This window comes from Myxococcus sp. AS-1-15 (assembly GCF_020037055.1).
Lineage (GTDB): Bacteria > Myxococcota > Myxococcia > Myxococcales > Myxococcaceae > Myxococcus > Myxococcus fulvus.
Genome location: NZ_JAIQDF010000004.1, coordinates 385,619 through 408,209, shown reverse-complemented (window position 1 = coordinate 408,209; position 22,591 = coordinate 385,619). Strand labels below are relative to the sequence as shown.

The following is a 22,591-nucleotide window of genomic DNA, read 5'->3' as shown; positions in this document are numbered from 1 at the left end:
CCCGTGTTCGATATCCGGGAATTCCACGCTCAGGACGTACGAATCCGAGCGGTTCGGGCCTCCGAAGGAGCCTCCTCCCCGACAGGTTGGACGGGTTCCGGGACATGCGCGAGGGTGGCCTGCGAGGCCACGGCGTCCAGTCCCTGCCCCTCTTCCCACTGCACGGAGGACAGCGCGCGAAAGCGTCGCGCGAGAGATGACAGCTCCGCGGCCTTGAGCTGCGCCTGTCCGCTGCGCAGCGACAACAGCGCCACGCGCGCGCGCTCCAGCAACGCCACTTCGGAGCGCAGCCTCGCGAGGATTCGCTCACGCCGCACCTTCAGCTCCCCCAGCCGCTCCACCTCCTCCGCGAGCGACGCGGCGGCCGCCTCCAGCTGCCTGCGGGCCACCGCGTCCGTGGTGGCGCGCGCGGCGCGCTCCAGCTCCTCACGCTCGGCCCGCAGCTCCGCCTGCGCGCGCTCCTCGAGCTGGGACTCCACGCCCGCCCACTCGGAGGCCAGCTCCACCGCGTCGCGGGTGATGCGCGCCAGCGTGCGGGCCAGCTCCTCGCGCGCGGGCTCTCGCGGCAACAACGCGAGCGACTGCCCGCACTGGCGATACAGCGCGAGCGCCCGCTCGCACTGCGTCCGGAAGTCCCCCGCGAGCCGAGGAATCAGCTCCTCCGCGCGCGCCTCCACCGGGTCCGCCGTGAGCGCCAGGTGCGCGGCCACCGAGCTCAGTCCCACGAAGAGCCCCAGGATGGCTCCCGTCGCCCCCGCCGCGAGCAGCGCGGGCGTGGCCAGGTCCGCCAGCCGCGCGGAGAACACCCGGGCAATCTCCGAGCCCGCGAGCGTGAGCCCCGCGCCCAACAGCGCCCCCAGGCCCAGGTGCACGAGGGTGGGGCGCGCCTCCGCCACCTGTCCCTCCACGCCCTTCTCGCTCAGCCGCGCACGCACCAGCAGCGAGCCTGCCGCCGCCGCGCTGCAGGCCACCGTCCACGCGGGCGCCATCCCCAGCGCATACGGCACCGACGTCAGCAACACGCCCAGTCCTCCCAACAGCACGCGGTCCCACTTGTCGCCCTGCGCGCACGCCAGCACCACGGCCGCCGGCACCAGCCACGCCAACGGCAACGGCACCCCCAGCCTCGCCGTGACGAGCTGCACCAGCCCCGCGCCCGCGCCCGCGGCCAGCGCCCTCGTCACGGTCCGCTCGAAGGCTTCGCGGTGGTGCAACTGCAAAATGGTGGCGTTCATCGACACTCCGAGCGTGGGGGCAGGGCAAGGGGCTCCCCCTTTCACGCATGGCCGAATTAAAAGGTCTGCCGCAATGAGAACCCCCCCGGTCCCCGTGGCGATGCGCGCGCTGGTCCTCCACGCCTATGACGGGCGCCCCGAGTCCCTCCAGGTCCAGACCCGCGCCGTGCCGCGTCCCACCGCGGGGCAGGTGCTGGTGCGCATGGCCGCCTCGCCCATCAACCCCGCGGACCTCCAGTTCGTGCGGGGCCAGTACGGCGTGCGCAACGCGCTGCCCGTGGTGCCGGGCTTCGAGGGCAGCGGCACCGTGGTGTCCGCGGGGAGCCTCGCGGGGCAGCTGCTGGTGGGGCGCCGCGTGGCGTGCGTGGCCCCGGTGGGCGGGGATGGCCTGTGGGCCGAGTACGCCGTGGTTCCGTTGCAGCAGTGCATCCCGCTGCGCGCCCACATCTCCGTGGAGCAGGGCGCCAGCCTCTTCGTCAACCCCTTCACCGCGTGGGTGCTGATGGAGCGCGCGAAGGAGGGCGGCCACGTGGCGCTCGCGCAGACGGGCGCGGCGAGCAGCGTGGGGCGGATGCTGGGCTCGCTGGCCCGTCGTCGGAACGTGGCCATGGTGCACGTGGTGCGGCGAAAGGAGCAGGTGGAGCTCCTTCGCGGCCTGGGCGTCGAGCACGTGCTGAGCAGCGACGAGCCCGAGTTCCAGGAGCGACTGCGGCTCATGTGTCACGAGCTCAAGGTGACGCTCGCCTTCGACGCGGTGGCGGGGCGACTGACGGGGCAACTGCTGAGCGCGTTGCCCGAGGGCGGGCACGTCACGGTGTACGGCGCGCTGTCGGAGCAGGAGTGCCGGTTCGACCCGGGCGACGTCATCTTCGGACGCAAGACGGTGGACGGCTTCGCGCTGTCGGAGTGGGCGCGCCGGGGCTTCGGCCGCGAGCAGCTCAAGGCGCTGATGGGCGTGCCCGCGCTGGTGGGCCGCGAGCTGGAGACGCCCGTGCGCGCGCGGCTGCCGCTCGAGTCCGCGGGCGAGGCGGTGAAGATCGCCTCCGCGGACATGACGTCCGGCAAGGTGCTCTTCATGCCCGCGCAGGGCTCGCTGACCTGACGAAGGCCCGCGCTCAGGCCTTGTCGCGCGAGATGGGGCCGACCTTGCCCTTCGTCACGCGCAGGTAGTCGGCCGGGGCCAGCACGAGCTGCGTGCCTCGCACGCCCGCGGAGACGGCCACCTCGTCGAACAGCTCCAGCGTCTCGTCGACGAAGACCGGGTAGTCCTTCTTGCCGCCGATGGCCGTACAGCCGCCGCGCACGTAGCCGGTGAGCGGCTGCAGCTCCTTGAGCGGCACCGTGTCCACCTTGCGGTCCCCGCTCAGCCGGGCCAGCGCCTTCAGGTCCAGCTCCGCGTTGCCGGGCACCACCGCCATCAACACGCCGGTGCGGTCTCCTCTCGCGACGAGCGTCTTGAAGACCTGCTCGGCGGGCATGCCCACCTTGGCGGCCACGGTCTCCGCGGAGAGGTCCTCCGGGTCGACCTCGTAGTCGCGCAGCGAGTACTTCACGCCCAGCGAGTCGAGCAGCCGGGCGGCGTTCGTCTTCATCGCGTCACACCCCGAGAACGGCGGCCGCGGCCTTCACCCGCGCGAGGGCATCCTCGGGCGTGGTGCCCACCGCGGACAGGTGTCCCATCTTGCGTCCCTTGCGCGCCTCGCGCTTTCCATACAGGTGCAGCCGCACGCCGGGCAGCGCCAGCGCGTCCTCGAAGCGCGGCCCGCCCTCGCGCAGCCACAGGTCGCCCAGCAGGTTGACGATGGCCGCCGGGCGCACCACCTCCACCGAGCCCAGGGGCAGGTTGCACGCCGCGCGCACCGCCTGCTCGAACTGCGAGGTGAGGCAGGCGACCTCCGTGGAGTGGAAGCTGTTGTGCGGACGGGGCGCCAGCTCGTTGACGAGCACCGTGCCGTCGCGCAGCAGGAACAGCTCCAGCACCAACAGGCCCTCCACCTGCAGCGCGTCGGTGATGGCGCGCGCCAGCTCCGTGGCCTTCGCGGAGACCTTCTCCGGCAGGGGGCCCGGCAGCAGCGACCACGCGAGGATGCGCTCCTCGTGGTGGTTGAAGGCCGGCGGGTACACCGCGAGCTCGCCCTTGGGGCTGCGCGCCACCAGCACGGACAGCTCCGACTCCAATTCCAACGCGGCCTCGACGACGACGGAGCGCTCACCCAGCTCACGCCACGCGGAGGCGGCCTCACCCGCGGTCTTCACCTCCACCTGCCCGCGCCCGTCGTAGCCGCCCTCGCTGGACTTCACGAAGCACCGCCCGCCCAGCGCCTGGATGGCCTGCGCCAGCTCTTCGGCGGAGTGCGCCTCGCGCCACGGCCCCACGGGGAAGCCGCCCCTGGCGAGCCAGCCCTTCTGCCGGCCGCGGTGCTGGATGATGTTCAGCACGGACGCGCCCGGCCGCATGGGCGCATGGCGCGCCACCGCCTCCAGCGTGGCGAGCGGCACCTTCTCGATTTCGAGCGTCACCGTGTCGCAGCCCTTCGCCAGCTCCTCCGCGGCGGCGATGTCCCCGAAGGACGCGGTGAGGCAGCGGTCCACCACGGAGCGCGAGGGGCACGTCGGGTCCGGGTCCAACGCCTGCACCTGGAAGCCGAGCGTGCGCGCGGCCAGCGCCATCATCCGCCCCAGCTGCCCTCCGCCGAGGATGCCAATCGTCCCACCAGGGAGCACCACGCGCGGGCTCATGACAGCTCCCGGTGCGCGAGCACCTCGTCGGTGCGCGCCTTGCGCCACGCGGCCAGCCGCTCGCGCAGCTCCGGGTACTTCAGCGCCAGGATGGACGCGGCGTGCAGCGCGGCGTTGGCGGCGCCCGGCTTGCCGATGGCCTGCGTCCCCACCGGCACGCCCTTGGGCATCTGCACGATGGAGAGCAGCGCGTCGATGCCGTTGAGCAGCGTGGTGGGCATGGGCACGCCGATGACCGGCAGGAGCGTCTTCGCGGACACCATGCCCGGCAGGTGCGCCGCGCCCCCCGCGGCGGCGATGATGAGCGACAGCCCGCGTGACTCGGCCGTGGACGCGTACTCCATCATCCAGTCCGGCGTGCGGTGCGCGGAGACCACCCGCACCTCGTGGGGGATGCCCAGCTCCTTCAACACGTCGATGCCCGGCTGCAGGTACTCCAGGTCGCTCTTGCCGCCCATGATGACCCCGACCCAGGGGGTGTTGCCGCTCGCCATTCGGTCCACGCCTCCATGCGCTCTCCGGCCGAAGGCTGGAGGAACGCGGAGATAGGGCCGGGCGATTCCGACGGTCAACCTGGAACTGACCCGGCCACGCCCGTGCGCACGGTGGGTGCGCTCGCTCGCTTCGTTCCGTCCCAAGTCTCCGACTGGCCACCTGTAATACAGGCATGTCAGATTATTCTGATGAAAAGAGCCTTGCATCGCGTGCTGGTTCATCGAGCGTTCGCTCTCGGACTTCTCTGTGTCTGGTTGGGCCCGGGGTGTCAGGCGGGGCGTGGAGAACCCGAGCCGTCGGCGCCCGCAGAGCGCTCGGTGGGCTCGCCCCTGACCTCCGGGTTCACGAGCTTCCACGGCGTGGTCTTCAGCGCGAGTGGCCCCATCGCCGGGATGCACTGCCTGCGCATCGCCGCGACCTTCGACCCGCACGGCTGGGACGACAACTACCTGTGCTCTCCGACGGACCTCGGGTTCTTCTGGTACGACGGGGACACGACGTTCCCCTGGCCGGACCTGCGTTGCATCGAGATGACCGAGCGAGGGGACCCCGCTCTTTGGTTCGACAAGCGCCTGTGCGTCCCCCACGACTCGCCGCTCACCATGACCTGGTCGAGCACGGGGCCGCTGCCGGGCAAGGAGTGCATCCGCTTCCACGAGCCCGAGGACCCCTACGGGTGGAGCGACAACTACCTCTGCCTGGAGGCGCCGCTGGTGATGGCGTTCAGCGCGTCGGGCCCCATCGCGGGGATGAGCTGCACGTCGATGAACGAGCCGGCCGACGCCGCGGGAGGATGGACGGACAACCACCTGTGCACGAACAAGGACATCGGCCTGCGCTGGAGCATCAACGGCGAGCTGCCCGGCATGCGCTGCACCCAGATCCACGAGTCCGCGGAGCCGGCGTACAACGCGTGGCACGACAACTACCTGTGCGTGCCCCCGGAGGCGGAAGCGATGTTCTCCTATTCGTCGGCGGGCCCGCTGCCGGGGCGCCTGTGCACCCAGCTGCTGGAGGCGGACGACCCCTATACCTGGGACGACAACTACCTCTGCTACCACGAGGTGCCGGTGAACCTGGAGTTCTCCTCCGCGGGGCAGATGCCGGGGAAGGTCTGCACGGCGCTCACGGAGACGTCCGACGTGGCGGGCACGTGGCTCGACAACTACCTGTGCGCCCAGCGCGACGTCGGGATTCGCTGGAGCCTGGGCGGGCCCATCTCGGGCATGCGCTGCACGCGCATCTGGATGAACGGGGAGGGCGTGGCGACGGGGTGGAACGACAACTACCTCTGCCTGCCGCCGACCTCCGCCCTGAACTTCGTCTGGTCGCCGATGGGCCGCTGCGCCAACAAGATCTCCGTGCCCTTCGACGAGAGCGCGGACCCGCACGCCCACTGGATGGACTCGTACCTCTGCTACTGAGTCCATCGCCCTGAAGCGACACACCCCGCCTCGCCACGTGCGCGCGGCGGGACGGGGTGGGGTGCTTGCCCGGGTGGCGATGCGTGGGCCCTTCAGTACGTGGAGCCCACCTTGCCGAAGCCCTTCAGGGCCTTCACCTTGGACTTCTTCACCGCCGAGCGCAGCTCCTCCTCGCTGCCGGCGCTGCTGTACTCGTCCAGCGTCGCCTGCTGCTCGGCCAGGTCCGCGGCCACCGCGGCGGGGCTGGCCACCGCGCCGGCCTCCTGCAGCATCACCTGGTTCTGCTGGATGTAGCCCTTGGCCTCCTCGCGGCGGCCGTCACGCAGGGCCTCGGCGGCCTTCTGGAGGTTCGCCGCGCTGCGTGCCCGCACCGCGTACACCGTGGCGTCCTTGTCCTGGCGCGCGAGGACCTCCTCCTGCCGGTCCGTCACCACCGCGGACAGCGCGGCGTTGTCCTCCACCGGGGCCTGGCGGATGAGGTCCGAGTAGCTCAGGGACACGTCCGTCACGCGCACGGTGCTGCCCACGGCCTGGCCCGTCGTCACCAGCCTGACGACGACACGCTCCAGCTGGCCGGCGGAGAAGTCCGGCAGCGACACCGTCACCTGGTTGCCGGACTGCCGCGCGTTGTAGCCCATCACCTCGCCCAGCGACGTGCCGGACGGCAGCGTGAAGGTGAGCGTCACGCCGCGCGCCACCGTCGTGGAGGCCTGCTGCAAATCCTTCTGGAAGAGGGCGGCCAGCTGGCTTGCGTCCTCGAGGAAGCCGTACGCGCCCGCGCCGTACTCGGCGAAGGCCTGCATCAGGTCCTCGTTGAAGTCGGTGCCCACGCCGATGGCGCTCACCGTGATTCCGGACGCGCGCAGCTCCTGCACCTGGCGCTCGAGGCCCTCGTCGTCGGTGATTCCCTCCGTGGGCTGCCCGTCGCTCATCAGGATGAGGCGGTTGACGCGGAACGAGGACTGCGCGGTGGACAACTGGAAGCGGCCCGCGGACAGGCCCGCGGCGATGTTGGTGCCGCCGTCATCCCAGATGCCGTCCACGTACTGGAGCATCCGCTCGCGCTGCGCGGGCGTGGCGAGCGCCGCCGGCAGGCTCTTCACGTCCGAGCCGTAGTGGACGATGGCCAGCCGGTCCTCCTCCCGCATCAGCCCGATGAGGTGCCGCGCGGCCTGCTTCGCCTGCGCCAGCTTGTAGCCGCTCATGGAGCCCGACCGGTCGATGACCAGCGCCAGGTTCACCGGGCTGCGCTTCGCCCCCGGCACCTCCGCGCCCATCAGGTCCACCGTGGCGAACAGCTCCGAGCTGCCCGCGGGGACGTACGGGTGCGACAGGCGGCTGGTCATCGTCAGCGAGCCGGGCGCGCCCGTCAGGGGAGGGGGCCTGGGCGGCGGCTCCACCACCACCACGGGCTGCGTCTTCGGAGCGCCCACCTGGGGGAGGCCCAACACCAGCGCGGTGAGGGCCAGGACTCCGGCCAGGGAGAGGAAGAGGACCGTTCGATTCATGTGGCAGGGCTCCTGGGCGTGAGGACGCGGGCCCTGCCTTTACGAACCAGCGCGGGGAAAAGGTCTATCCCCCGCGCCGGAAAGTGTCACCCACCCTGCGAGGTGCCCAGGCGCCCGGCGCAGAAGAAGGGCGAGTTGTTCTCGCCGAAGGTGTTCCGATAGAAGTCCTCGTCCGCGGAGCGAAGCGCCTCCAGCGTCTCCTGGTCCAGCAGCAGCGAGCGGCACGTCATGCGCTTGGGGAGGTTGGGCTCCACGTCCGTGGTGTCCTTCACCTCACACGCGCTGGCGCTCGCCCCGTCGATGCAGGGCTTGCTGCAGTAGCCGCGCGCCGGCGCCGTCAGGTTCACTTCACCTTCCTCCGTGCGGGCTCGCGGGTACTCCTGATCCCGCACGCAGATGAGGTCCTCGCACTCCACGGAGCCGAAGGAGATGAAGTCCTGGCGATCCGCCACCTCGCTCTCCAGGACCGGCACCGCACCCGTCGGATACTCGGCCTCCTCCTGCGGCGTGGCCGCCTTGCGCACCAGGGTGCAGGGCTTGCCGATTTCGCTGCTGACCTTGCATCCCGCCAGCACGAACACGGTGGTCGCGAGGAACGCGGCTCGGACGGACATCTTCATGAGACCTCTTCAAAAGGGGGGAGGGGCGTGGAGGGGCCACGCTCAGCGCTCCCCAGGGTAGCACAGCACCTCCCCGTGCCAACGACCCTCGAGTCGCACTGTCCGCCCTGGAATTGTGCAGGAATACCGGAGAGATACAGGGCAGACAGGCATCACAAGGGCGGTTGCCGCTCGGGAATACGACCGATAGGATGGCGAAGCAGAAAGAGTCGCGCTGAACCCCCCGGTGGAGTCTTTCCCCCCCTCCCCCACGGAGCCCCCGGTTTGAATCGCCACACGTTGCTGCTCGCGCTGTGCCTGGTGCCTGGTCTGGCATCCGCGCAGAGCCAGGAGGGCATGGGACTCGACCTCACGGAAGAGACCCAGCCCAAGTCGGAAGAGTCCACCACGCCACCGCCGGCGGAGGAGGCCGCGCCCGCGAGCACGGCCACGCGCCCCGTCGAGGAGGAGGCCCCGCCTCCCGAGGCCTTGATGCCGCTGACGGACATCACCCAGGAGGACCGGGTGAAGAGCGTCCAGCGCAAGGTGTACCGGAAGAAGGGCCGGTTCGAGCTGACGCCGCTCATCAGCATCTCCGTCAACGATCCGTTCTATTCGAAGGTGGGCGCGTCGGTGCGAGGCGCGTACTACCTGGCGGACACGCTGGCCATCTCCGCGCGCGGCTCGGTGATGCAGGTGGTGCCGTCCGACGACGTGCGCACCGCCAAGCGCACCTTCAACAGCAAGATCTACAACTCGGTGCCCCAGTGGTCCGCCATGGGCGACGTGGAGTGGAGCCCGCTGTACGGCAAGGTGGCGTTCCTCAACTCCATCCTCCACTTCGACGGCTACCTGCTGGCGGGCGCGGGCGTGGTGAACACGGAGACCTCGTCCCTGCCGGGCCGCGGGCTCAACCCGGCCGCGGACCTGGGCCTGGGCATGCGCTTCGTCGCCCAGGACTGGATCGCGGTGAACGTGGCGCTCATCAACACCTCCTACGTGGATCAGCCCCTGGGTAGCGCCAAGGGCGCCGTGCAGAACGTCATGACCCTCAACGCCGGCATCTCGCTGTTCCTGCCCTTCCGTTCGACGGGGAGGGACGCGGAATGAAGCCCGTCTTCCGTTGGCTGCTCGCGCTGTGTCTGACGGCGCCGGTGCTCGCGCACGCGCAGGCCTCCGAGGAGGAGGAGGCCGGCGACGTGTCGGAAGTGGACAAGGACCGCCTGGGGCCCCTGCGTGAGCGGGTGCGTCCGGTGTCCGGTCACGTGTTCCTGAAGAAGGGGCGCTTCGAGTTCAGCCCGTCCGCGACGGTGTCGCTGCGCGACGCCTTCTTCACCAAGTACATCTTCGGCGGCACGCTCACCTACCACCCCATGGAGACGCTCGGCGTCAGCCTGCGGCTGGGCTACGCGTTGACGTCGGTGGCGGGCGCGGCGCAGATCTGCACCTTTTCCGACGGCACGGACGGCTCCACGCGGGGCTGCTCGTCTCCGACGATGAAGGACCTGGACGGTCAGGCGCCCGGGCAGCTCAAGCTCATGGGGGGCGTGGACCTCCAGTGGGCGCCCATCTACGGCAAGCTGTCGCTGCTCGCCGAGAAGTTCGTCCACTTCGACCTCTACGGCGTCGTCGGCGCGTCCGTCGTCCAGTACCGGGGCCCGGACCTGGATGACACCACGGGCCTCTTGGCGAAGGACTACCTGACGCCCGGCGGCAACGTGGGCGTGGGCCTGCGCTTCTTCTTCAACCGCTGGGTGTCGCTGCGCACCGAGGTGCGCGACCTCATCTACGTGGAGAAGAGCCGCACCTCCGACAGCTACCTGCGCAACCAGCTGATGTTCGAGCTGGGTGTGTCCTTCTTCTTCCCCTCGTCCAACCCCGAGTCATGATGCGTTCCTTCAGGCTCATCCGTCTCGCCGTCCTCGGGCTCGCGCTCGCGTGGACGGCTCCATCCTACGCCCAGAGCTTCGAGGGTCTGGACCTGGGCGGTCAGTCCAAGTCCAAGAAGAAGAAGAAGGGCGCGACCTCCTCCAAGTCCGCCAAGGGCTCCAAGTCCGCCAAGGGCAAGAAGAAGAACGGGCGCGGCAAGACCGCTCCCGCGTTGGTGGAGGCTCCCGAGGACGAGCCGATCCCCGCGCCGGTGGAGGCCGCTCCCTCGGCCGTCACGGCTCCGGCGGCGGCGACGCCCGCCGCGACGACCTCCACGCCCGCGACGCCGCCTCCGGCGCCCACCCCCGCGGCCCCTCCGGCGCAGGACAGCGCCGGTGGCTTCGGGCTGGACCTGACGCAGCAGGAGGCTCCCAAGGCTCCGGCGCCCACCATGTCGTTCGACGCGGTGGACGTGTCGGGCAAGACGGCGGACCGTCAGCGCCTGGACGTGGCGGTCAGCCTCTTCAAGAACGACGAGTACGAGAAGGCCTCCATGGCGGCCCACGAGCTGCTGGCGGACCCGAAGCTGGCGGGGCTGCACACCGAGGCGCGCTACGTGCTGGCCAAGTCGCTCTACCGCATGGGCATGTACCACTCGTCGCTCGGCGAGTTCTCGAAGATCCTCTCGCTGGGGCCCTCGACCAAGTTCTTCAAGACGAGCCTGGAGTGGCTGTTCTTCATCAGCCGCAAGACGAAGAACGAGACGGTCATCCTCGATGAGATTGCCCGGCACGCGAACCAGGAGTTCCCGGAGAAGTACCGCAACGAGTTCCGGTACCTGCTGGCGCGCTACCACTTCGTGCGCGGCCGCGCGCTGGACCAGGTGGGCCAGACGGCGGACGCGGACAAGAGCTTCGCCGAGGTGAAGCGGCTGACGCTGCTCATCCCGAAGACGGACGCGTTCTATCCCCGCGCGCGCTACCTGGACGGCATCGCCAGTTTCCGCAACGGCAGCCGTCAGAAGGACGCGGCGTCCAAGCGCGGCAACGGCGAGATGCTCGCGTCGGTGGAGGCGATGAAGGAGGTGGTGCGCCTCACCCGCCCGGTGGCCGGCAAGTCCGCGGACCAGGCCAAGGCGGACAAGTCCCTGCGCGAGCTGGCGTTCATGCAGCTGGCCCGGACGCACTACGGCATGCAGCAGAACCGCTACGCGCTGTTCTACCTGGGCAAGGTGGAGCGCGGGAACACGCAGTGGCTGGAGTCGCTCTTCGAGTCGAGCTGGGCCAACTACCGCGTGGGCCAGTACGAGCAGGCGCTGGGCAACCTGATTACGTTGTCGTCGCCCTTCTTCCGCGAGGAGTACTTCCCGGAGGCGCTCATCCTCAAGGCGGTCATCTATTACGAGAACTGCCGCTACCGCGAGTCGAACATCATCCTCCAGGACTTCGAGCGCACGTACCTGCCGGTGCATGACCAGCTCGAGGGCCTGGTGAAGAAGGACATGGAGGCCTCGGCCTACTACTCGGTGCTGGCGGACGTGCAGAAGAAGAACAAGGAGGGGCTGGAGAAGAACGACACCGACCTCATCCTGGAGCGCATCCTCCGCCTGGCCCTCACGGACCAGGACCTGCGCAAGACGAACGACTCCATCCTCGAGCTGGAGGGGGAGATGGACGCCTTCGCCAGCCGCGGCGACACCTTCAAGTACTCCGAGCTGTCCAAGCAGCTGCTGGAGGAGCTGAAGGTGCAGCGCCTGAGCCTCATCTCCAAGGCCGGCATCATGGCCAAGGGCAAGCTGGAGACGGAGCTCGTGGCGCTCAAGCAGCTGCTCGCCAACGGCCTGCGCATCAAGTTCGAGACCACCACGAAGGAGAAGGAGTTCCTGGAGGAGCAGCTCAAGGCGGGCGGCCGCACGGCCATCGTCAAGAAGTACCGCTTCTCCGTGGCGGTGGCGGACGACCAGCTCTACTGGCCGTACGAGGGTGAGTACTGGCGCGACGAGCTGGGCACGTACCAGTACACGCTGACCAAGGGCTGCATCGACCGCGACTCGGCGAACCGCAACGTCCAGTCGGCGGAGGCCCAGTAGCGGGAGGCCCCGCGTCGAATCGTCGCGGGGGGCTCGCACGGAGCGCCTTTTCGACCGCCGGAGCGCTATCTTCCGCGCTCCGGCGGTTTTTCATTTCAGGCAAAGGGAGCTACGGGTGAGCCGGACGGCGTCACTGCGCGTCGTCTTCGGAATCGTGTCGCTGGACCTCATCGGGTTCGGCATCCTGATTCCGCAGCTGGGCGTGTACGGAGTGAAGTTCGGGGCGTCGCCGTTCACGGTGGGGCTGCTCATCTCCGTCTTCTCGTTGATGCAGCTCATCGCGGCGCCGGTGCTCGGGCGGCTGTCGGACAGGTACGGCCGCAGGCCCGTGCTCCTGGCCAGCCAGGTGGGCTCGCTCCTGGGCTACCTGCTGTTCGCCGTGGCGCACTCGCTGCCGCTGTTGTTCCTGGCGCGCGTCATCGACGGCATCTCCGGCGGCAACATCGCCACGGCGCAGGCGGTGGTGGCGGACATCACCAGGCCGGAGGAGCGGGCGCGCGGGATGGGCGTCATCGGCGCGGCCTTCGGGCTGGGCTTCGTGCTGGGGCCCGCGCTCGGGGGCTTTCTGGGCGCGTGGGGCGGCAACCTGGCCATCGGCCTGTTCGCCGCGGGGCTGGTGGCCGTGAACCTGGTCTGCACGTACCTGTTCCTGCCGGAGTCGCGCGCGCCGGGCGGGCCGGAGGGCCACGCGCGCACGCTCAAGGGCGTCTCCCAGGCGCTGCGGCTGCCCGTCGTCGCGAAGTGCCTGGTGCTGATGCTGCTGTTCACCACGGCCTTCGCCCAGATGGAGGGCACCTTCTCCGTCTACCTGCTGACGCGCTTCCTCTCCTCGGGGCCGGTGGCGCTGGAGGAGGGAGGGCTGTTCCTGCACGCGGTGCGCACGGACGCGGCGGTGCTGAGGGAGGCGAGCCTTCGCGCCGGCTGGCTCTTCGCCGTGGTGGGGATCCTGAGCGCGCTGGTGCAGGGTGGGGTGGTGCGCCGGCTGGTGGGCAAGGAGGGGGGCGGCTCCGGGCGGGAGGCGCGGGTGGCCCTGGCGGGCTTCGCGGTGACGGCGATGGGACTGGCGCTGTTGCCGGTGGCGCCCACGTACGGGTGGCTGTTCCCCGTGATGGGGCTGTTGGCGGTGGGCTCGGCCCTGACGAACCCGTGCCTGTCCGCGCTGGTGTCGCTCCACGCGCCGGCGGACCGGCTGGGCGCGGCCCTGGGGGGCTTCCAGGCGGCGGGCTCGCTGGGGAGAATCGTGGGCCCGGCGCTGGGCGGGTGGCTCTTCACCCGTTTGGGGCCCGGGGCGCCGTACGGCACGGCGGCGGGAATGCTCGTCGTGGGGGCCCTGGTGGCCGCCTCGTTGGTGGGGCAGGCAAGAATGGCAGGCGCGAGGGCCCAACAAAGGTCGTAAGATGGAGGCCATGGTGGTCAAGCAGCCGCAGCCCGTGACGATTGCCTTCGACGTGATGGGGACGGACCATGGGCCCGCGGAGGTGGTGCGCGGCGCCGCGCAGCTCTCCCTGGACTCACCGCACATCCATGCGTTGCTGGTGGGGGACCGCACCCTCATCGACAACGCGCTCGCGGAGACGAAGCACAACGGCGAGCGCATCTCCGTCCAGCACGCCTCGGACTTCGTGGGCATGGACGAGAAGCCCGGCGAGGCGCTGGCGCGCAAGCCCAACGCCTCGGTGGCGGTGGCGGCCCGGCTCGTCGCCGAGGGCGAGGCGCAGGCGCTGGTGTCCGCGGGCAACACGGGCGCGGGCGTGCTCGCGTGCGCGCGTCACTTCCAGCTCATCCCCGGGGTGCGCCGCGCGGCGCTCGCCACGGTGTACCCCACGCGCTCGGTGCGCGGCGCGAAGGAGGACCCGTTCTCCCTCATCCTCGACGTGGGCGCGACGGTGGAGGCCACCGCGGATGACCTGGTGACGTTCGCCGTCATGGGCTCGAACTACGCGCGCATCATCTCCCGCAACGAGCGGCCCAAGGTGGCGCTCCTGTCCAACGGCGTGGAGCCCCAGAAGGGCCCGCCCCGGGTGGTGGAGGCGCACGCGCGGCTGTCGGAGATGAAGGACATCCACTTCATCGGCAACGTGGAGGGCATCGACATCCCGAAGGGCACCGCGGACGTCATCGTCACGGACGGCTTCGTGGGCAACGTGTGCCTGAAGATGCTGGAGGGCGTGCACGAGACCGTGGTGGAGCTGGCCCAGTACGCCTACAAGGAGAGCCTGCGCTGGCGCGCGGGCCTGGCCATGCTGTCCAGCGGCATCCAGCGCATCAAGGACATCACCGACTGGAACCAGTACGGGGGCGCGCCCATCCTCGGGTTCGACCGCATCTTCATCAAGGCGCACGGGCGCTCCAAGGCGCACGCCATCGCCAACGCGGGCAAGGTGGCCGCCAAGGTGGTGGCCAACAACCTGGGCAACGCCATCCGGGAAGGCCTCCAGAAGTGAGTCTGCCGGACCGTATCGATCCGCGGCCTCCGCGGCGCATCTACCGCTGGGACCTGGACAAGACGTACCTCCAGACCGACTTCGACTCGCTCCGCGACCTGCTGCGCACCGCGTTCCAGAAGGCGCACGAGAAGGTCGCCGTCCCGGGGGCGAGCGCGCTCATCCGCGAGCTGTCGGAGAGCGGCGACTCGCGGCTGTGCATCGTCTCCGGCAGCCCCAAGCAGATGCGCGCGGTGCTGGAGGAGAAGCTCAAGCTGGACGGCGTGCGCTGGGACGAGTTCGTCCTCAAGGACAACGTGGGCAACCTCCTGCGCGGCCGCTTCCGGGCCCTGCGCGGGCAGGTGGGCTACAAGCTGCCGGCCATCCTCGAGAGCCGCGTGAAGGCGCCCGCGGAGGCGGAGGAGGTCCTCTTCGGGGACGACGCGGAGGCGGACGCGTTCATCTACTCGCTCTTCGCGGACCTCATCGCGGGGCGCGTGGACGAGCGGGTGCTGTCCCAGGTGCTGGAGGCGGGCGGGGTGTACCCGGACGACGCGGAGCGGGTGCGCGCGGCGTGGAAGCAGATTCCGGTGGCGGACCCGGTGCGGCGCATCTTCATCCACCTGGACAAGCTGACGCCGCCCGCGCACTTCACGCCCTACGGGCCACGCGTGGTGCCCATCTTCAACTACTTCCAGGCGGCCCTGGTGCTGCTGGCGGACGGCCACCTGTCCGCGCCCCAGGTGCTGAAAATCGCCGTGGAGATGGTGCAGACGGCCGGGCACAACATCATCACCCTCTCCAACTCCTTCCAGGACCTCTTGCGCCGGGGCCTGCCGCTGCAGCAGGCGGCGGTGGCGCTGTCCCAGGCGCTGGAGGGGCCCAACAAGCTCCTGGCCGCCATGCGTCCGATGCCGGACATCCTGTCCGCCTTCAGCAAGCGGCTGGCCGCCCTGGGGACCCCGCCGCCCCCGCCGCCGGTGCAGGCGGTGGACTACGTGTCCCTCATCCACCACGCGCTGCCCCGCAACCACAAGGGGCGCACCCGGCCCTCACCTGGTGGGTAGGGCCGCCCGGGTCGCCCGCCCGCCCTCTGTCCAGGGGGCCGGGCGCCCGGTGCTTGGGACGTTTCCAGAACGTTTCGGTCCGTACCAGTGTTGATACCCAGGCAGAGTCCGTGGGCGGGCCTCGGGCCGGGGGCCGGTGTCCGGCTCCCAGGTCGATACTCGTGGCGGACCCTATTGACGGCCTGGAGCGAACTGGAACCGGATGTCCTTCGACGCTGCTTCGAATGCGCGGATGAGCCCCTTCTCGCCGGACGAGCGGAGGGTGGGGCACTGTCGCTCCACCTGCCCGGTGGGCTCGCTGAAAGGGCGCTACTCCCTCCCGGGGCGGATGCGCTATAGACGGCTGCCCCTGAAGCGCCCCATGCGGGGTGTCCAAGGCGATGACGCGAGTTTTGACTGAGACGCCGCCTGCCGGCGGTCCACTGTCACCTGCGCCCGATTTTGACGCGCGCGAGGTTGCCTCCTTCGAGGCGGCAGTGGGCTCCAGGCGCGGCGACCAAGAGGTTTCCTACATGTCTTCCAATCTGGAGCTGACGGCGGCCCCCTCGGAACAGGCGACCGCCCCCGAGAACGAGGCCACTGCTTCAGCCCCTTCCGAGGTCGAGTCCCCATCCCCCCTGCTGGCCCAGTCGGCCCCCACCGCCCGCGCGCCGGAGCCCCCGTCGGAGGACGAGGCGGACGACGACGAGGATGACGACGACGAGGCGGACGCGCTCGACGACACGGGCCTGGGCGCCGTCGAGGAGGTGCTCGCCGCCGCCGAGGCGCAGGACGCGGCCGAGGCCGCCGCCGACGAAGAGGTGGAGCAGGTGCCCACCGTGCTCGAGCCCGAGCCCGAGCCGACCCCCTACGAGCGCGAGCTGCACGCGCCCCACGTGCGCTCCACCGGCGAGCCGGCGGAGATCGACCCGGACGAGCTGGACCCGGACGCGCTCAAGGTGGTGCTGCGGCTGCATCAGCACGGGCACCAGGCGTACCTGGTGGGCGGCTGCGTGCGCGATCTGCTCCTGGGCCGCAAGCCCAAGGACTTCGACGTGGCCACCAGCGCGCACCCGAACGAGGTGCGCGCCATCTTCCGCAACTGCCGGCTCATCGGCCGGCGCTTCCGGCTGGCGCACGTCTACTTCAAGGGTGGGAAGATCATCGAGGTCTCCACCTTCCGCGCGAACCCCACGGAGCTGGAGGCCGCCTCGCCGGCCGCGCCGGAGGACGAGGGCGACAACGGCGGGGATGACCTGCTCATCACCCACGACAACGTCTTCGGCACCGCGCAGCAGGACGCGCGCCGCCGCGACTTCACCATCAACGGCCTGTTCTACGACGTGAGCGAGGGGCGGGTCATCGACTACGTCCGCGGCCGGCGTGATTTGGACGAGCGCTTCATCCGCACCATCGGCGACCCCGAGGTGCGCATGCGCGAGGACCCGGTGCGAATCCTCCGCGCCGTGCGCTTCGCGGCGAAGCTGGACCTGGACATCGAGTCGCGCACGTACGCGGCGATGGAGGGCGCGGTGGAGGACCTGCCGCGCTGCGCGCCCGCGCGCCTGTTGGAGGAGACCTTCCGCCTCATCCGCGGCGGGGTGTCCGCGCCCGCGCTCAAGCTGCTGGACGCGCTCGACGCGCTGAAGCTGCTGTTGCCGCCCGTCAACGCGTACCTCAAGCAGCACGGCAAGGAGGGCGAGAAGACCTTCTACGCCTTCGCCCAGGCGCTGGACCGCCGGGTGGCCGCGGGCGAGCCGCTCGACGACGCCATCCTCCTGGCCGCGCTGCTGGTGCCCATCAGCCACTCCGGGCCTCCGGCCGAGCCGCAGGATGGGGGCCGCCCGTCGGTGTCGCAGGTGGTGGAGGAACTGCTCGCGGGCTTCGTGCAGTCGGCCCGGCTGCCGCGCCGCATCGCCGAGCGCTGCCGCATGCTGCTGCTCGCCCAGCGCACGCTGTCGGGGGAGCGCCGTCGCAAGAGCGCGGCCTTCCGTCGGCACCCGCTGTTCGGTGAGGCGCTCACCGTGTTCGAGATGTCGGTGGAGGCCACTGGCGAGGGCCGTGAGCAACTGGAGGCGTGGAAGGCTGGCGAGGTGCCGCCGCCGCGCGCCGAGTCCTCGGAGGGCGAGGGTGGCTCGGAGCCTGGTGGTCAGCGCAAGCGCCGCCGCCGTCGTCGTCGCCGTCGTTCCTCCGGTGAAGGGGCCGCCTCGGCGGGTTCTTCCGGCTCGGGCGCCGGCGAGGCGTGAGCATCCAGGCGCCGCGCGCGGACGTGTCCCGTGCGCGCGTCTACGGCGGGTTGGTGCTGGGCGTCGTGGCCGTGTCCTGGGCCGCGCCGCTCATCCGCTTCGCCGAGGCCCCGTCGCTGGCCATCTCCGCGTGGCGCCTCACCTTCGCCGCGGCGCCGCTCCTGGCGCTGGCGTTGGTGCGAGGGCGCCCGGAGCTGGCGTCCTTCTCCGTGCGCACTTGGGGCTGGCTCCTGGTGTCGGGGCTCGCGCTGGCGCTGCACTTCGCGACGTGGATTGCGTCGCTCCAGTACACCACCGTGGCCAGCTCCGTGGCGCTCGTCACCACGCAGCCGGTGTGGGTGACGCTGTTCGCGTGGCTCGCGCTGTCGGAGCGCGTGGGCTCGCGGGGCGTGGCGGCGCTGGTGCTGTGCCTGTCGGGCAGCGTGCTCATCGGCGCGCGGGACTTCGCGGCCGGCGGCACGGCGCTGTGGGGGGATTTGCTCGCCGTGGCCGGGGCCATCCTGGCGGCGGTGTACTTCGTCGTGGGCCGCCGCGTGCGCGAGTCCATGTCGCTGGGCACGTACGTGGGCGTCGTCTACGCGGTGGCGGCGGCGGCGCTGATGCTGGCGCACGGCTTCGTCGACTCGCCGCTGACGGGCTTCTCGTCGCGCACGTGGTGGGTGTTGCTGGGGCTGGCGCTGGTGCCGCAGCTCATCGGCCACTCGCTGCTCAACGCCTCCGTGCGCCACCTGTCCGCGCCCTTCGTGGCGGTGGCGTCGCTGGGGGAGCCCGTGCTGTCCACGCTGTGGGCGGTGCCGCTGCTCGGCGAGACGCCGGACTGGGTGCAGCTCGTGGGCGGAGGGCTCGCGCTGGTGGGCGTGCTGGTGATGTCGCGGGACGAGGCCGCGCGGCAGCCGCCTCCTCCGGACATGGTGCCCGCGGCGGACTGAGGCGAGGCCTCAGCGCTTCGGGGGCGTCTTGTCCACGGGGCGCTCGGAGCGGTGCGCGTCGTCGCTCGGGGCGTCGCTGCCCGCGATGTCCGCCATGGTGATGGCCTTGCTGCCGAAGCGCTCCGCGATGCGGTCCATCGCCGCGTTGAGCTTGGCGGTGCGCGGCGGCGCGGCCGGGAAGAGGCCCAGCTGCGGTGGGGCCTCGTCGAGCTGCACGCTCACCCCGGTGAGGCGGATGGGCTTGCCCTCGTGCGCGCGCTCCAGCAGCTCCAGCGCCGCGCGGTAGAGCGTCTGCCCATCATCCGTCACCTCGCGCAGCGTGGTGCGGCGGGTGAGCAGGGTGAAGTCGGACAGCTTCAGCTTGAGCTGCACCACGCGCCCCTGCACGCCCGCGCGCCTCAGCCGCCGCGCCACCCGCAGGGCCTGCGCGTGGATGTGTGGCTTCAAGGCCTCCACGCCGACGAGGTCCTCCTCGAAGGTGTCCTCGGCGCCCACGCTCTTGGCGGCGCGGTCCGGCACGACGTCGCGCGCGTCGATGCCCTGGGCCAGCTCCCACAGGTGCCGGCCGCTGGTGCCCAGCCGCTGCTCCAGCCAGGCCACGTCCTTCGTGGACACGTCGCCGATGGTCTTCAGCCCCGCGCGCTGGAGCGCCTCCTCCGTCTTGGGCCCCACGCCCCACAGCCGCGACACCGGCAGCCCCGCGAGGAAGGCCACCGTCTCCTCGGCGCGCACCTCCCGCTGGCCGTTGGGCTTGGCCAGGTCGGAGGCGATCTTCGCCACGAACTTCACCGTGGCGATGCCCGCGGAGGAGGGCAGCTGGAGCTCGTCCGCGATGTCCTTGCGGATGCGCCGCGCGATGTCCGAGGGCGCGCCGAACAGGCCCACCGAGGCGGTGACGTCCAGGAAGGCCTCGTCCAGCGACAAGGGCTCGATGAGCGGCGTGTAGCGCTCGAAGATGGCGAAGACCTGCTCGCTGGCCTCCGCGTACGCGGGGAAGCGAGGCTTCACCACGATGGCGTGCGGCGCGGCCTTCACCGCGCGGGCCATGGGCATGGCGCTGCGCACGCCGAAGGGCCTGACTTCGTAGGACGCGGCGACGACGACGCCCCGCTGCGCATGCCCGCCCACGATGAGCGGTTTGCCCTTCAGGGCCGGGTTGTCCCGCTGCTCCACGGACGCATAGAAAGCGTCCATGTCCACGTGGATGATGGCTCTCATTGCAGGAGCCACTCTACCGGCTCTGTCTGACGTTTCCGGACTCGTAGGACGCTCCAGGTCAGGGGCGCTCGCTGTCGAGCATGTGCATCTGCTCGGCCCCATACCGCTCGCCGGTGAAAGCCACCAGAGACTCGAGGGCGGAGACGTCCTCACGGGACAGCGGACGTGCCAGGGCGGCGAGCGCGTCCTCGACCTGGGCGACGCGCCGGGCGCCGATGATGGGGACGAAGCCGGGCTGACGCGCGAGGACCCAGGCGATGGCGAGCTGTGCGGGCGACAGGTCCCGCTCCTGGGCGAAGCGATGCAGCGCCTGCACCGAGGCCTCGTTCGTCGCGCGGTGCTCGCCGCTGAAGCGGGGCAGGTGCGCGCGGAAGTCTCCCGCGCCGGTGGGCTTGCTGCCGGTGAGCAGGCCGCGCGAGAGGACGCCGTAGAGCGTGGCGCCCACGCCCAGCTCCCTGAGCGCGGGGAAGAGGTTCGCCTCCGGGCCTCGGCTGGCGAGCGAGTACTCGAGCTGCACGTCGACGATGGGATGCACGCGCTGGGCGCGCCGCACCGTCTCCGCGCCGACCTCCGACAGGGCGATGTGCCGCACGTAGCCGGCCTTCACCAGCTCGGCGATGGCGCCGACGGTCTCCTCGATGGGGACGTTCGGGTCCAGGCGGGCGGGCCGGTAGATGTCGATGACGTCCACGCCCAGGCGCTTGAGTGAGTAGGCGGCGAAGTTCTTCACGGCCACGGGGCGCAGGTCCATGCCGCCCCAGCTGCCGTCCGGTCCACGCATCGCGCCGAACTTGACGGAGAGCTGCACCTTCTCGCGGCGTCCGGCGATGGCGCGGCCCACGAGCAGCTCGTTGTGGCCCATGCCGTAGAAGTCCCCGGTGTCGAGCAGCGTCACGCCGCGCTCCAGGGCCGCGTGGATGGTGCGGAGGCTCTCCGCTTCATCCGCCGCTCCGTACATCCCGGACATGCCCATGCAGCCCAGTCCGAGCCGGAAGACCTCCGGTCCCGTGCTCCCCAGCTTCACCGTGTGCTTCGTGTCCATGTGCGCCTCCTGGTTCGTTGCGACACGGCAAAGGTGAGGCATCGCCATGATTCAATCCAATCAATAGGATGGATTCCTCACATGAACGCGCTCTATGAGAAGTCGCTCGACCTCAACCTTCTCCGAGTCTTCGTCGTGGTGGCGGAGGCGGGCAGTGTCACGGCGGCGGCCGCTCGGCTGTACCTCACCCAGCCGGCGGTGAGCGCGGCGCTCCGGCGGCTGACGGAGGCCGTGGGAGCTCCCTTGTTCGTGCGCAGTGGACGGGGACTGGCGTTGAGCGCGCGGGGCCGGAAGCTGCTCGCCACGGCGAGGCCCCACCTGGAGGCACTGGTGGAGGCGGCCTTATCCCCGGCGGCGTTCGACCCCGGCACGAGCGAGCGCACCGTGCGCCTGGGGCTCTCCGACGCGAGCGAGGCGTGGCTGCTCCCCCGGCTGCTGGCGGTCCTCGCGCGCGAGGCGCCGAGGATGCGGCTGGTGGTGCTGCCCGCGCAGTTCCGGAACGTGGGGGCGCTGTTGAGCACGTCCGCGGTGGACGTGGCGATGACGGTGGCGGACGAGCTGCCGCCGAACATCCGCAGGCTGAAGCTCTTCCACGAGGGCTTCGTCTGTCTCTACGACCCACGCCACGCTCGGCCCGGCAAGCGCTTCACGCTGGAGCGCTACCTGGAGCACGAGCACGTCATCGTCTCGTACAACGGCGACTTGCGCGGCGTGGTGGAGGACGCGCTGGGACTCCAGCGCAAGGTGCGCGTGTCGATTCCCTCGTTCCACGGGGTGGGGGAGCTGGTGGAGGGGAGCGCGCTGCTGGCCACGGTGCCGGGGAGGGTGGCGCGCCAGGTGGTGGCGTTGCGCCCGGCGCTGCGGACGGTGAAGCTTCCCTTCTCGGTGGAGGGCTCGCCCCTGGAGCTGTTCTGGCGCGTCACGTCCGAGGACGACGAGGCCCTGCGCTTCATCCGCGAACACGTGGTCCGGATTGCCCGGAGCCAGGGGCCCTCGACCTGAGCGGTTCTGCTATGACTTCGCGTCGCTCCCCGGTGGACCCCCGCCCACCGACGGAGCGCCCCGCATGACGCCCTTTCGACTGGTCATCTTCGACTTCGACGGCACCCTGGCGGACTCGCTGCCGTGGTTCCGCTCCATCTTGAACGACGTGGCCGACCGCTTCGGGTTCAAGCGCCTGTCGCCCGAGGAGCTGGAGGCGCTCCGGGGGCTGTCCGGCCACGACATCCTGGCGAAGGCGAAGGTGCCCCTGTGGCGGCTGCCCTCCATCGTCAACCACATGCGCAAGGAGAAGCTGGCGGCCGCTTCGTCGACGCCGCTGTTCCCCGGGGTGCCGGAGCTGCTCGCGGACCTGCAGGCCGCGGGCGTCACGGTGGCCATCATCAGCTCCGACAGCGAGGCCTCCGTGCGCGCGGTGCTGGGGGAGTGCACCCGGGCCGTGGCGCACTTCGACTGTGGCGCCGCCCTCTTCGGGAAGGCCGCCAAGTTCCGCCGCATGGTGAAGCGCGTGAAGGTCAGCCCCGGGGAGGTCCTCTCCGTGGGCGACGAGATTCGCGACCTCGACGCGGCCCGGGAGGCGGGCATCCCCGCGGCGGCGGTGGCGTGGGGCTACACGCTGCCGGAGGCGCTGGCCCGGCACTCGCCGGACCGGCTGTTCCGCACCCTGGACGAGCTGCGCGCCGCGCTCCTGGGCTGAAACACACGGGCGGTGGGGCGGCCCGCGGGGCCC

General features: G+C 70.8%; 20 protein-coding genes. 12 read left to right on the top strand and 8 right to left on the bottom strand.

Annotated features, from left to right (window positions below; genetic code table 11):
* Window positions 1–29: 29 nt before the first annotated feature.
* Window positions 30–1,235, bottom strand: a complete 1,206-nt coding sequence (locus tag K8625_RS14810) for a hypothetical protein (RefSeq protein WP_223746660.1) — start codon at window positions 1,233–1,235, stop codon at window positions 30–32.
* Between the two features lie 73 nt (window positions 1,236–1,308).
* On the opposite strand from K8625_RS14810, the gene K8625_RS14805 reads away from it, so the two are divergent.
* Window positions 1,309–2,337, top strand: a complete 1,029-nt coding sequence (locus K8625_RS14805) for a zinc-binding dehydrogenase (RefSeq protein WP_174816724.1) — start codon at window positions 1,309–1,311, stop codon at window positions 2,335–2,337.
* Window positions 2,338–2,350: 13 nt separating this feature from the next.
* On the opposite strand, the gene ybaK is transcribed toward K8625_RS14805, so the two are convergent.
* Genes ybaK through purE form a run of 3 tightly spaced genes read right to left on the bottom strand, consistent with a single transcriptional unit; the run spans window position 2,351 to window position 4,468 of the window.
* Window positions 2,351–2,827 carry a Cys-tRNA(Pro) deacylase gene (gene ybaK, locus K8625_RS14800; RefSeq protein ID WP_223746661.1) on the bottom strand — a complete coding sequence of 159 codons (477 nt, stop codon included), beginning with the start codon at window positions 2,825–2,827 and terminating at the stop codon, window positions 2,351–2,353.
* A gap of 4 nt (window positions 2,828–2,831) precedes the next feature.
* Entirely contained in the window at window positions 2,832–3,974 is a 1,143-nt protein-coding gene (purK, locus tag K8625_RS14795) for a 5-(carboxyamino)imidazole ribonucleotide synthase (RefSeq protein WP_223783070.1), read from the bottom strand.
* On the bottom strand, window positions 3,971–4,468 hold the full coding sequence (gene purE, locus K8625_RS14790; RefSeq protein ID WP_046712787.1) for a 5-(carboxyamino)imidazole ribonucleotide mutase: 498 nt from the start codon (window positions 4,466–4,468) through the stop codon (window positions 3,971–3,973). The genes purK and purE overlap by 4 nt, the downstream gene beginning before the upstream one ends.
* 318 nt (window positions 4,469–4,786) lie before the next feature.
* Between purE and K8625_RS14785 the strand changes: the two genes are divergently transcribed.
* Window positions 4,787–5,893, top strand: coding sequence for a hypothetical protein (locus K8625_RS14785; RefSeq protein ID WP_223783069.1), 1,107 nt, complete (start codon window positions 4,787–4,789; stop codon window positions 5,891–5,893).
* Window positions 5,894–5,985: 92 nt separating this feature from the next.
* Here the strand turns inward: K8625_RS14785 and K8625_RS14780 are convergent, their stop codons facing one another.
* Together K8625_RS14780 and cglC are read right to left on the bottom strand one after the other, a co-directional pair.
* Window positions 5,986–7,401 (bottom strand): VWA domain-containing protein, encoded by a 1,416-nt coding sequence (locus K8625_RS14780; RefSeq protein ID WP_223746664.1) that lies wholly within the window; start codon window positions 7,399–7,401, stop codon window positions 5,986–5,988.
* Between the two features lie 86 nt (window positions 7,402–7,487).
* Complete coding sequence (gene cglC, locus K8625_RS14775; protein ID WP_141332137.1) at window positions 7,488–8,021, bottom strand: adventurous gliding motility lipoprotein CglC; 534 nt, start codon at window positions 8,019–8,021, stop codon at window positions 7,488–7,490.
* A gap of 264 nt (window positions 8,022–8,285) precedes the next feature.
* Between cglC and K8625_RS14770 the strand changes: the two genes are divergently transcribed.
* The 8 genes from K8625_RS14770 to K8625_RS14735 all read left to right on the top strand — a co-directional run bounded on the left by K8625_RS14770 (window position 8,286) and on the right by K8625_RS14735 (window position 18,602).
* The gene (locus tag K8625_RS14770) at window positions 8,286–9,110 is read left to right on the top strand and encodes an outer membrane beta-barrel domain-containing protein (RefSeq protein WP_141333108.1); all 825 of its coding nucleotides are present in this window, start codon (window positions 8,286–8,288) and stop codon (window positions 9,108–9,110) included.
* On the top strand, window positions 9,107–9,889 hold the full coding sequence (locus K8625_RS14765; protein WP_223746665.1) for an outer membrane beta-barrel domain-containing protein: 783 nt from the start codon (window positions 9,107–9,109) through the stop codon (window positions 9,887–9,889). Before K8625_RS14770 ends, K8625_RS14765 begins: the two co-directional genes overlap by 4 nt.
* Window positions 9,886–11,958, top strand: coding sequence for an adventurous gliding motility protein GltC (gltC, locus tag K8625_RS14760; RefSeq protein WP_370640327.1), 2,073 nt, complete (start codon window positions 9,886–9,888; stop codon window positions 11,956–11,958). The genes K8625_RS14765 and gltC overlap by 4 nt, the downstream gene beginning before the upstream one ends.
* A gap of 115 nt (window positions 11,959–12,073) precedes the next feature.
* Entirely contained in the window at window positions 12,074–13,354 is a 1,281-nt protein-coding gene (locus K8625_RS14755) for an MFS transporter (protein WP_223746666.1), read from the top strand.
* Window position 13,355: 1 nt separating this feature from the next.
* Window positions 13,356–14,402 (top strand): phosphate acyltransferase PlsX, encoded by a 1,047-nt coding sequence (plsX, locus tag K8625_RS14750; protein ID WP_194869621.1) that lies wholly within the window; start codon window positions 13,356–13,358, stop codon window positions 14,400–14,402.
* Window positions 14,399–15,448, top strand: a complete 1,050-nt coding sequence (locus K8625_RS14745; protein WP_046712794.1) for a phosphatase domain-containing protein — start codon at window positions 14,399–14,401, stop codon at window positions 15,446–15,448. The genes plsX and K8625_RS14745 overlap by 4 nt, the downstream gene beginning before the upstream one ends.
* A gap of 512 nt (window positions 15,449–15,960) precedes the next feature.
* Window positions 15,961–17,673, top strand: coding sequence for a polynucleotide adenylyltransferase PcnB (gene pcnB, locus K8625_RS14740; RefSeq protein WP_223746667.1), 1,713 nt, complete (start codon window positions 15,961–15,963; stop codon window positions 17,671–17,673).
* The gene (locus K8625_RS14735; RefSeq protein WP_223783068.1) at window positions 17,670–18,602 is read left to right on the top strand and encodes a DMT family transporter; all 933 of its coding nucleotides are present in this window, start codon (window positions 17,670–17,672) and stop codon (window positions 18,600–18,602) included. Before pcnB ends, K8625_RS14735 begins: the two co-directional genes overlap by 4 nt.
* A gap of 9 nt (window positions 18,603–18,611) precedes the next feature.
* Here K8625_RS14735 and dinB read toward each other — a convergent pair whose 3' ends face one another.
* Together dinB and K8625_RS14725 are read right to left on the bottom strand one after the other, a co-directional pair.
* Window positions 18,612–19,820, bottom strand: coding sequence for a DNA polymerase IV (dinB, locus tag K8625_RS14730; protein ID WP_223783067.1), 1,209 nt, complete (start codon window positions 19,818–19,820; stop codon window positions 18,612–18,614).
* A gap of 58 nt (window positions 19,821–19,878) precedes the next feature.
* The gene (locus tag K8625_RS14725; protein WP_223746670.1) at window positions 19,879–20,862 is read right to left on the bottom strand and encodes an aldo/keto reductase; all 984 of its coding nucleotides are present in this window, start codon (window positions 20,860–20,862) and stop codon (window positions 19,879–19,881) included.
* 81 nt (window positions 20,863–20,943) lie between these two features.
* Here K8625_RS14725 and K8625_RS14720 point away from each other — a divergent pair, with 81 nt between their 5' ends.
* Both K8625_RS14720 and K8625_RS14715 read left to right on the top strand, forming a co-directional pair.
* Window positions 20,944–21,864, top strand: coding sequence for a LysR family transcriptional regulator (locus K8625_RS14720; protein ID WP_223783066.1), 921 nt, complete (start codon window positions 20,944–20,946; stop codon window positions 21,862–21,864).
* A gap of 64 nt (window positions 21,865–21,928) precedes the next feature.
* Window positions 21,929–22,558, top strand: coding sequence for an HAD hydrolase-like protein (locus K8625_RS14715; protein ID WP_223783065.1), 630 nt, complete (start codon window positions 21,929–21,931; stop codon window positions 22,556–22,558).
* The last annotated feature ends 33 nt before the right edge of the window (window positions 22,559–22,591 follow it).

Bases quoted from the DNA above. Each gene is read 5' to 3' on its own strand.
- K8625_RS14810 (WP_223746660.1), bottom strand. From the start codon at position 1,235: ATGAACGCCACCATTTTGCAGTTGCACCACCGCGAAGCCTTCGAGCGG.
- K8625_RS14805 (WP_174816724.1), top strand. From the start codon at position 1,309: ATGAGAACCCCCCCGGTCCCCGTGGCGATGCGCGCGCTGGTCCTCCAC.
- ybaK (WP_223746661.1), bottom strand. From the start codon at position 2,827: ATGAAGACGAACGCCGCCCGGCTGCTCGACTCGCTGGGCGTGAAGTAC.
- purK (WP_223783070.1), bottom strand. From the start codon at position 3,974: ATGAGCCCGCGCGTGGTGCTCCCTGGTGGGACGATTGGCATCCTCGGC.
- purE (WP_046712787.1), bottom strand. From the start codon at position 4,468: ATGGCGAGCGGCAACACCCCCTGGGTCGGGGTCATCATGGGCGGCAAG.
- K8625_RS14780 (WP_223746664.1), bottom strand. From the start codon at position 7,401: ATGAATCGAACGGTCCTCTTCCTCTCCCTGGCCGGAGTCCTGGCCCTC.
- cglC (WP_141332137.1), bottom strand. From the start codon at position 8,021: ATGAAGATGTCCGTCCGAGCCGCGTTCCTCGCGACCACCGTGTTCGTG.
- K8625_RS14765 (WP_223746665.1), top strand. From the start codon at position 9,107: ATGAAGCCCGTCTTCCGTTGGCTGCTCGCGCTGTGTCTGACGGCGCCG.
- gltC (WP_370640327.1), top strand. From the start codon at position 9,886: ATGATGCGTTCCTTCAGGCTCATCCGTCTCGCCGTCCTCGGGCTCGCG.
- plsX (WP_194869621.1), top strand. From the start codon at position 13,356: ATGGAGGCCATGGTGGTCAAGCAGCCGCAGCCCGTGACGATTGCCTTC.
- pcnB (WP_223746667.1), top strand. From the start codon at position 15,961: ATGTCTTCCAATCTGGAGCTGACGGCGGCCCCCTCGGAACAGGCGACC.
- dinB (WP_223783067.1), bottom strand. From the start codon at position 19,820: ATGAGAGCCATCATCCACGTGGACATGGACGCTTTCTATGCGTCCGTG.
- K8625_RS14725 (WP_223746670.1), bottom strand. From the start codon at position 20,862: ATGGACACGAAGCACACGGTGAAGCTGGGGAGCACGGGACCGGAGGTC.
- K8625_RS14720 (WP_223783066.1), top strand. From the start codon at position 20,944: ATGAACGCGCTCTATGAGAAGTCGCTCGACCTCAACCTTCTCCGAGTC.
- K8625_RS14715 (WP_223783065.1), top strand. From the start codon at position 21,929: ATGACGCCCTTTCGACTGGTCATCTTCGACTTCGACGGCACCCTGGCG.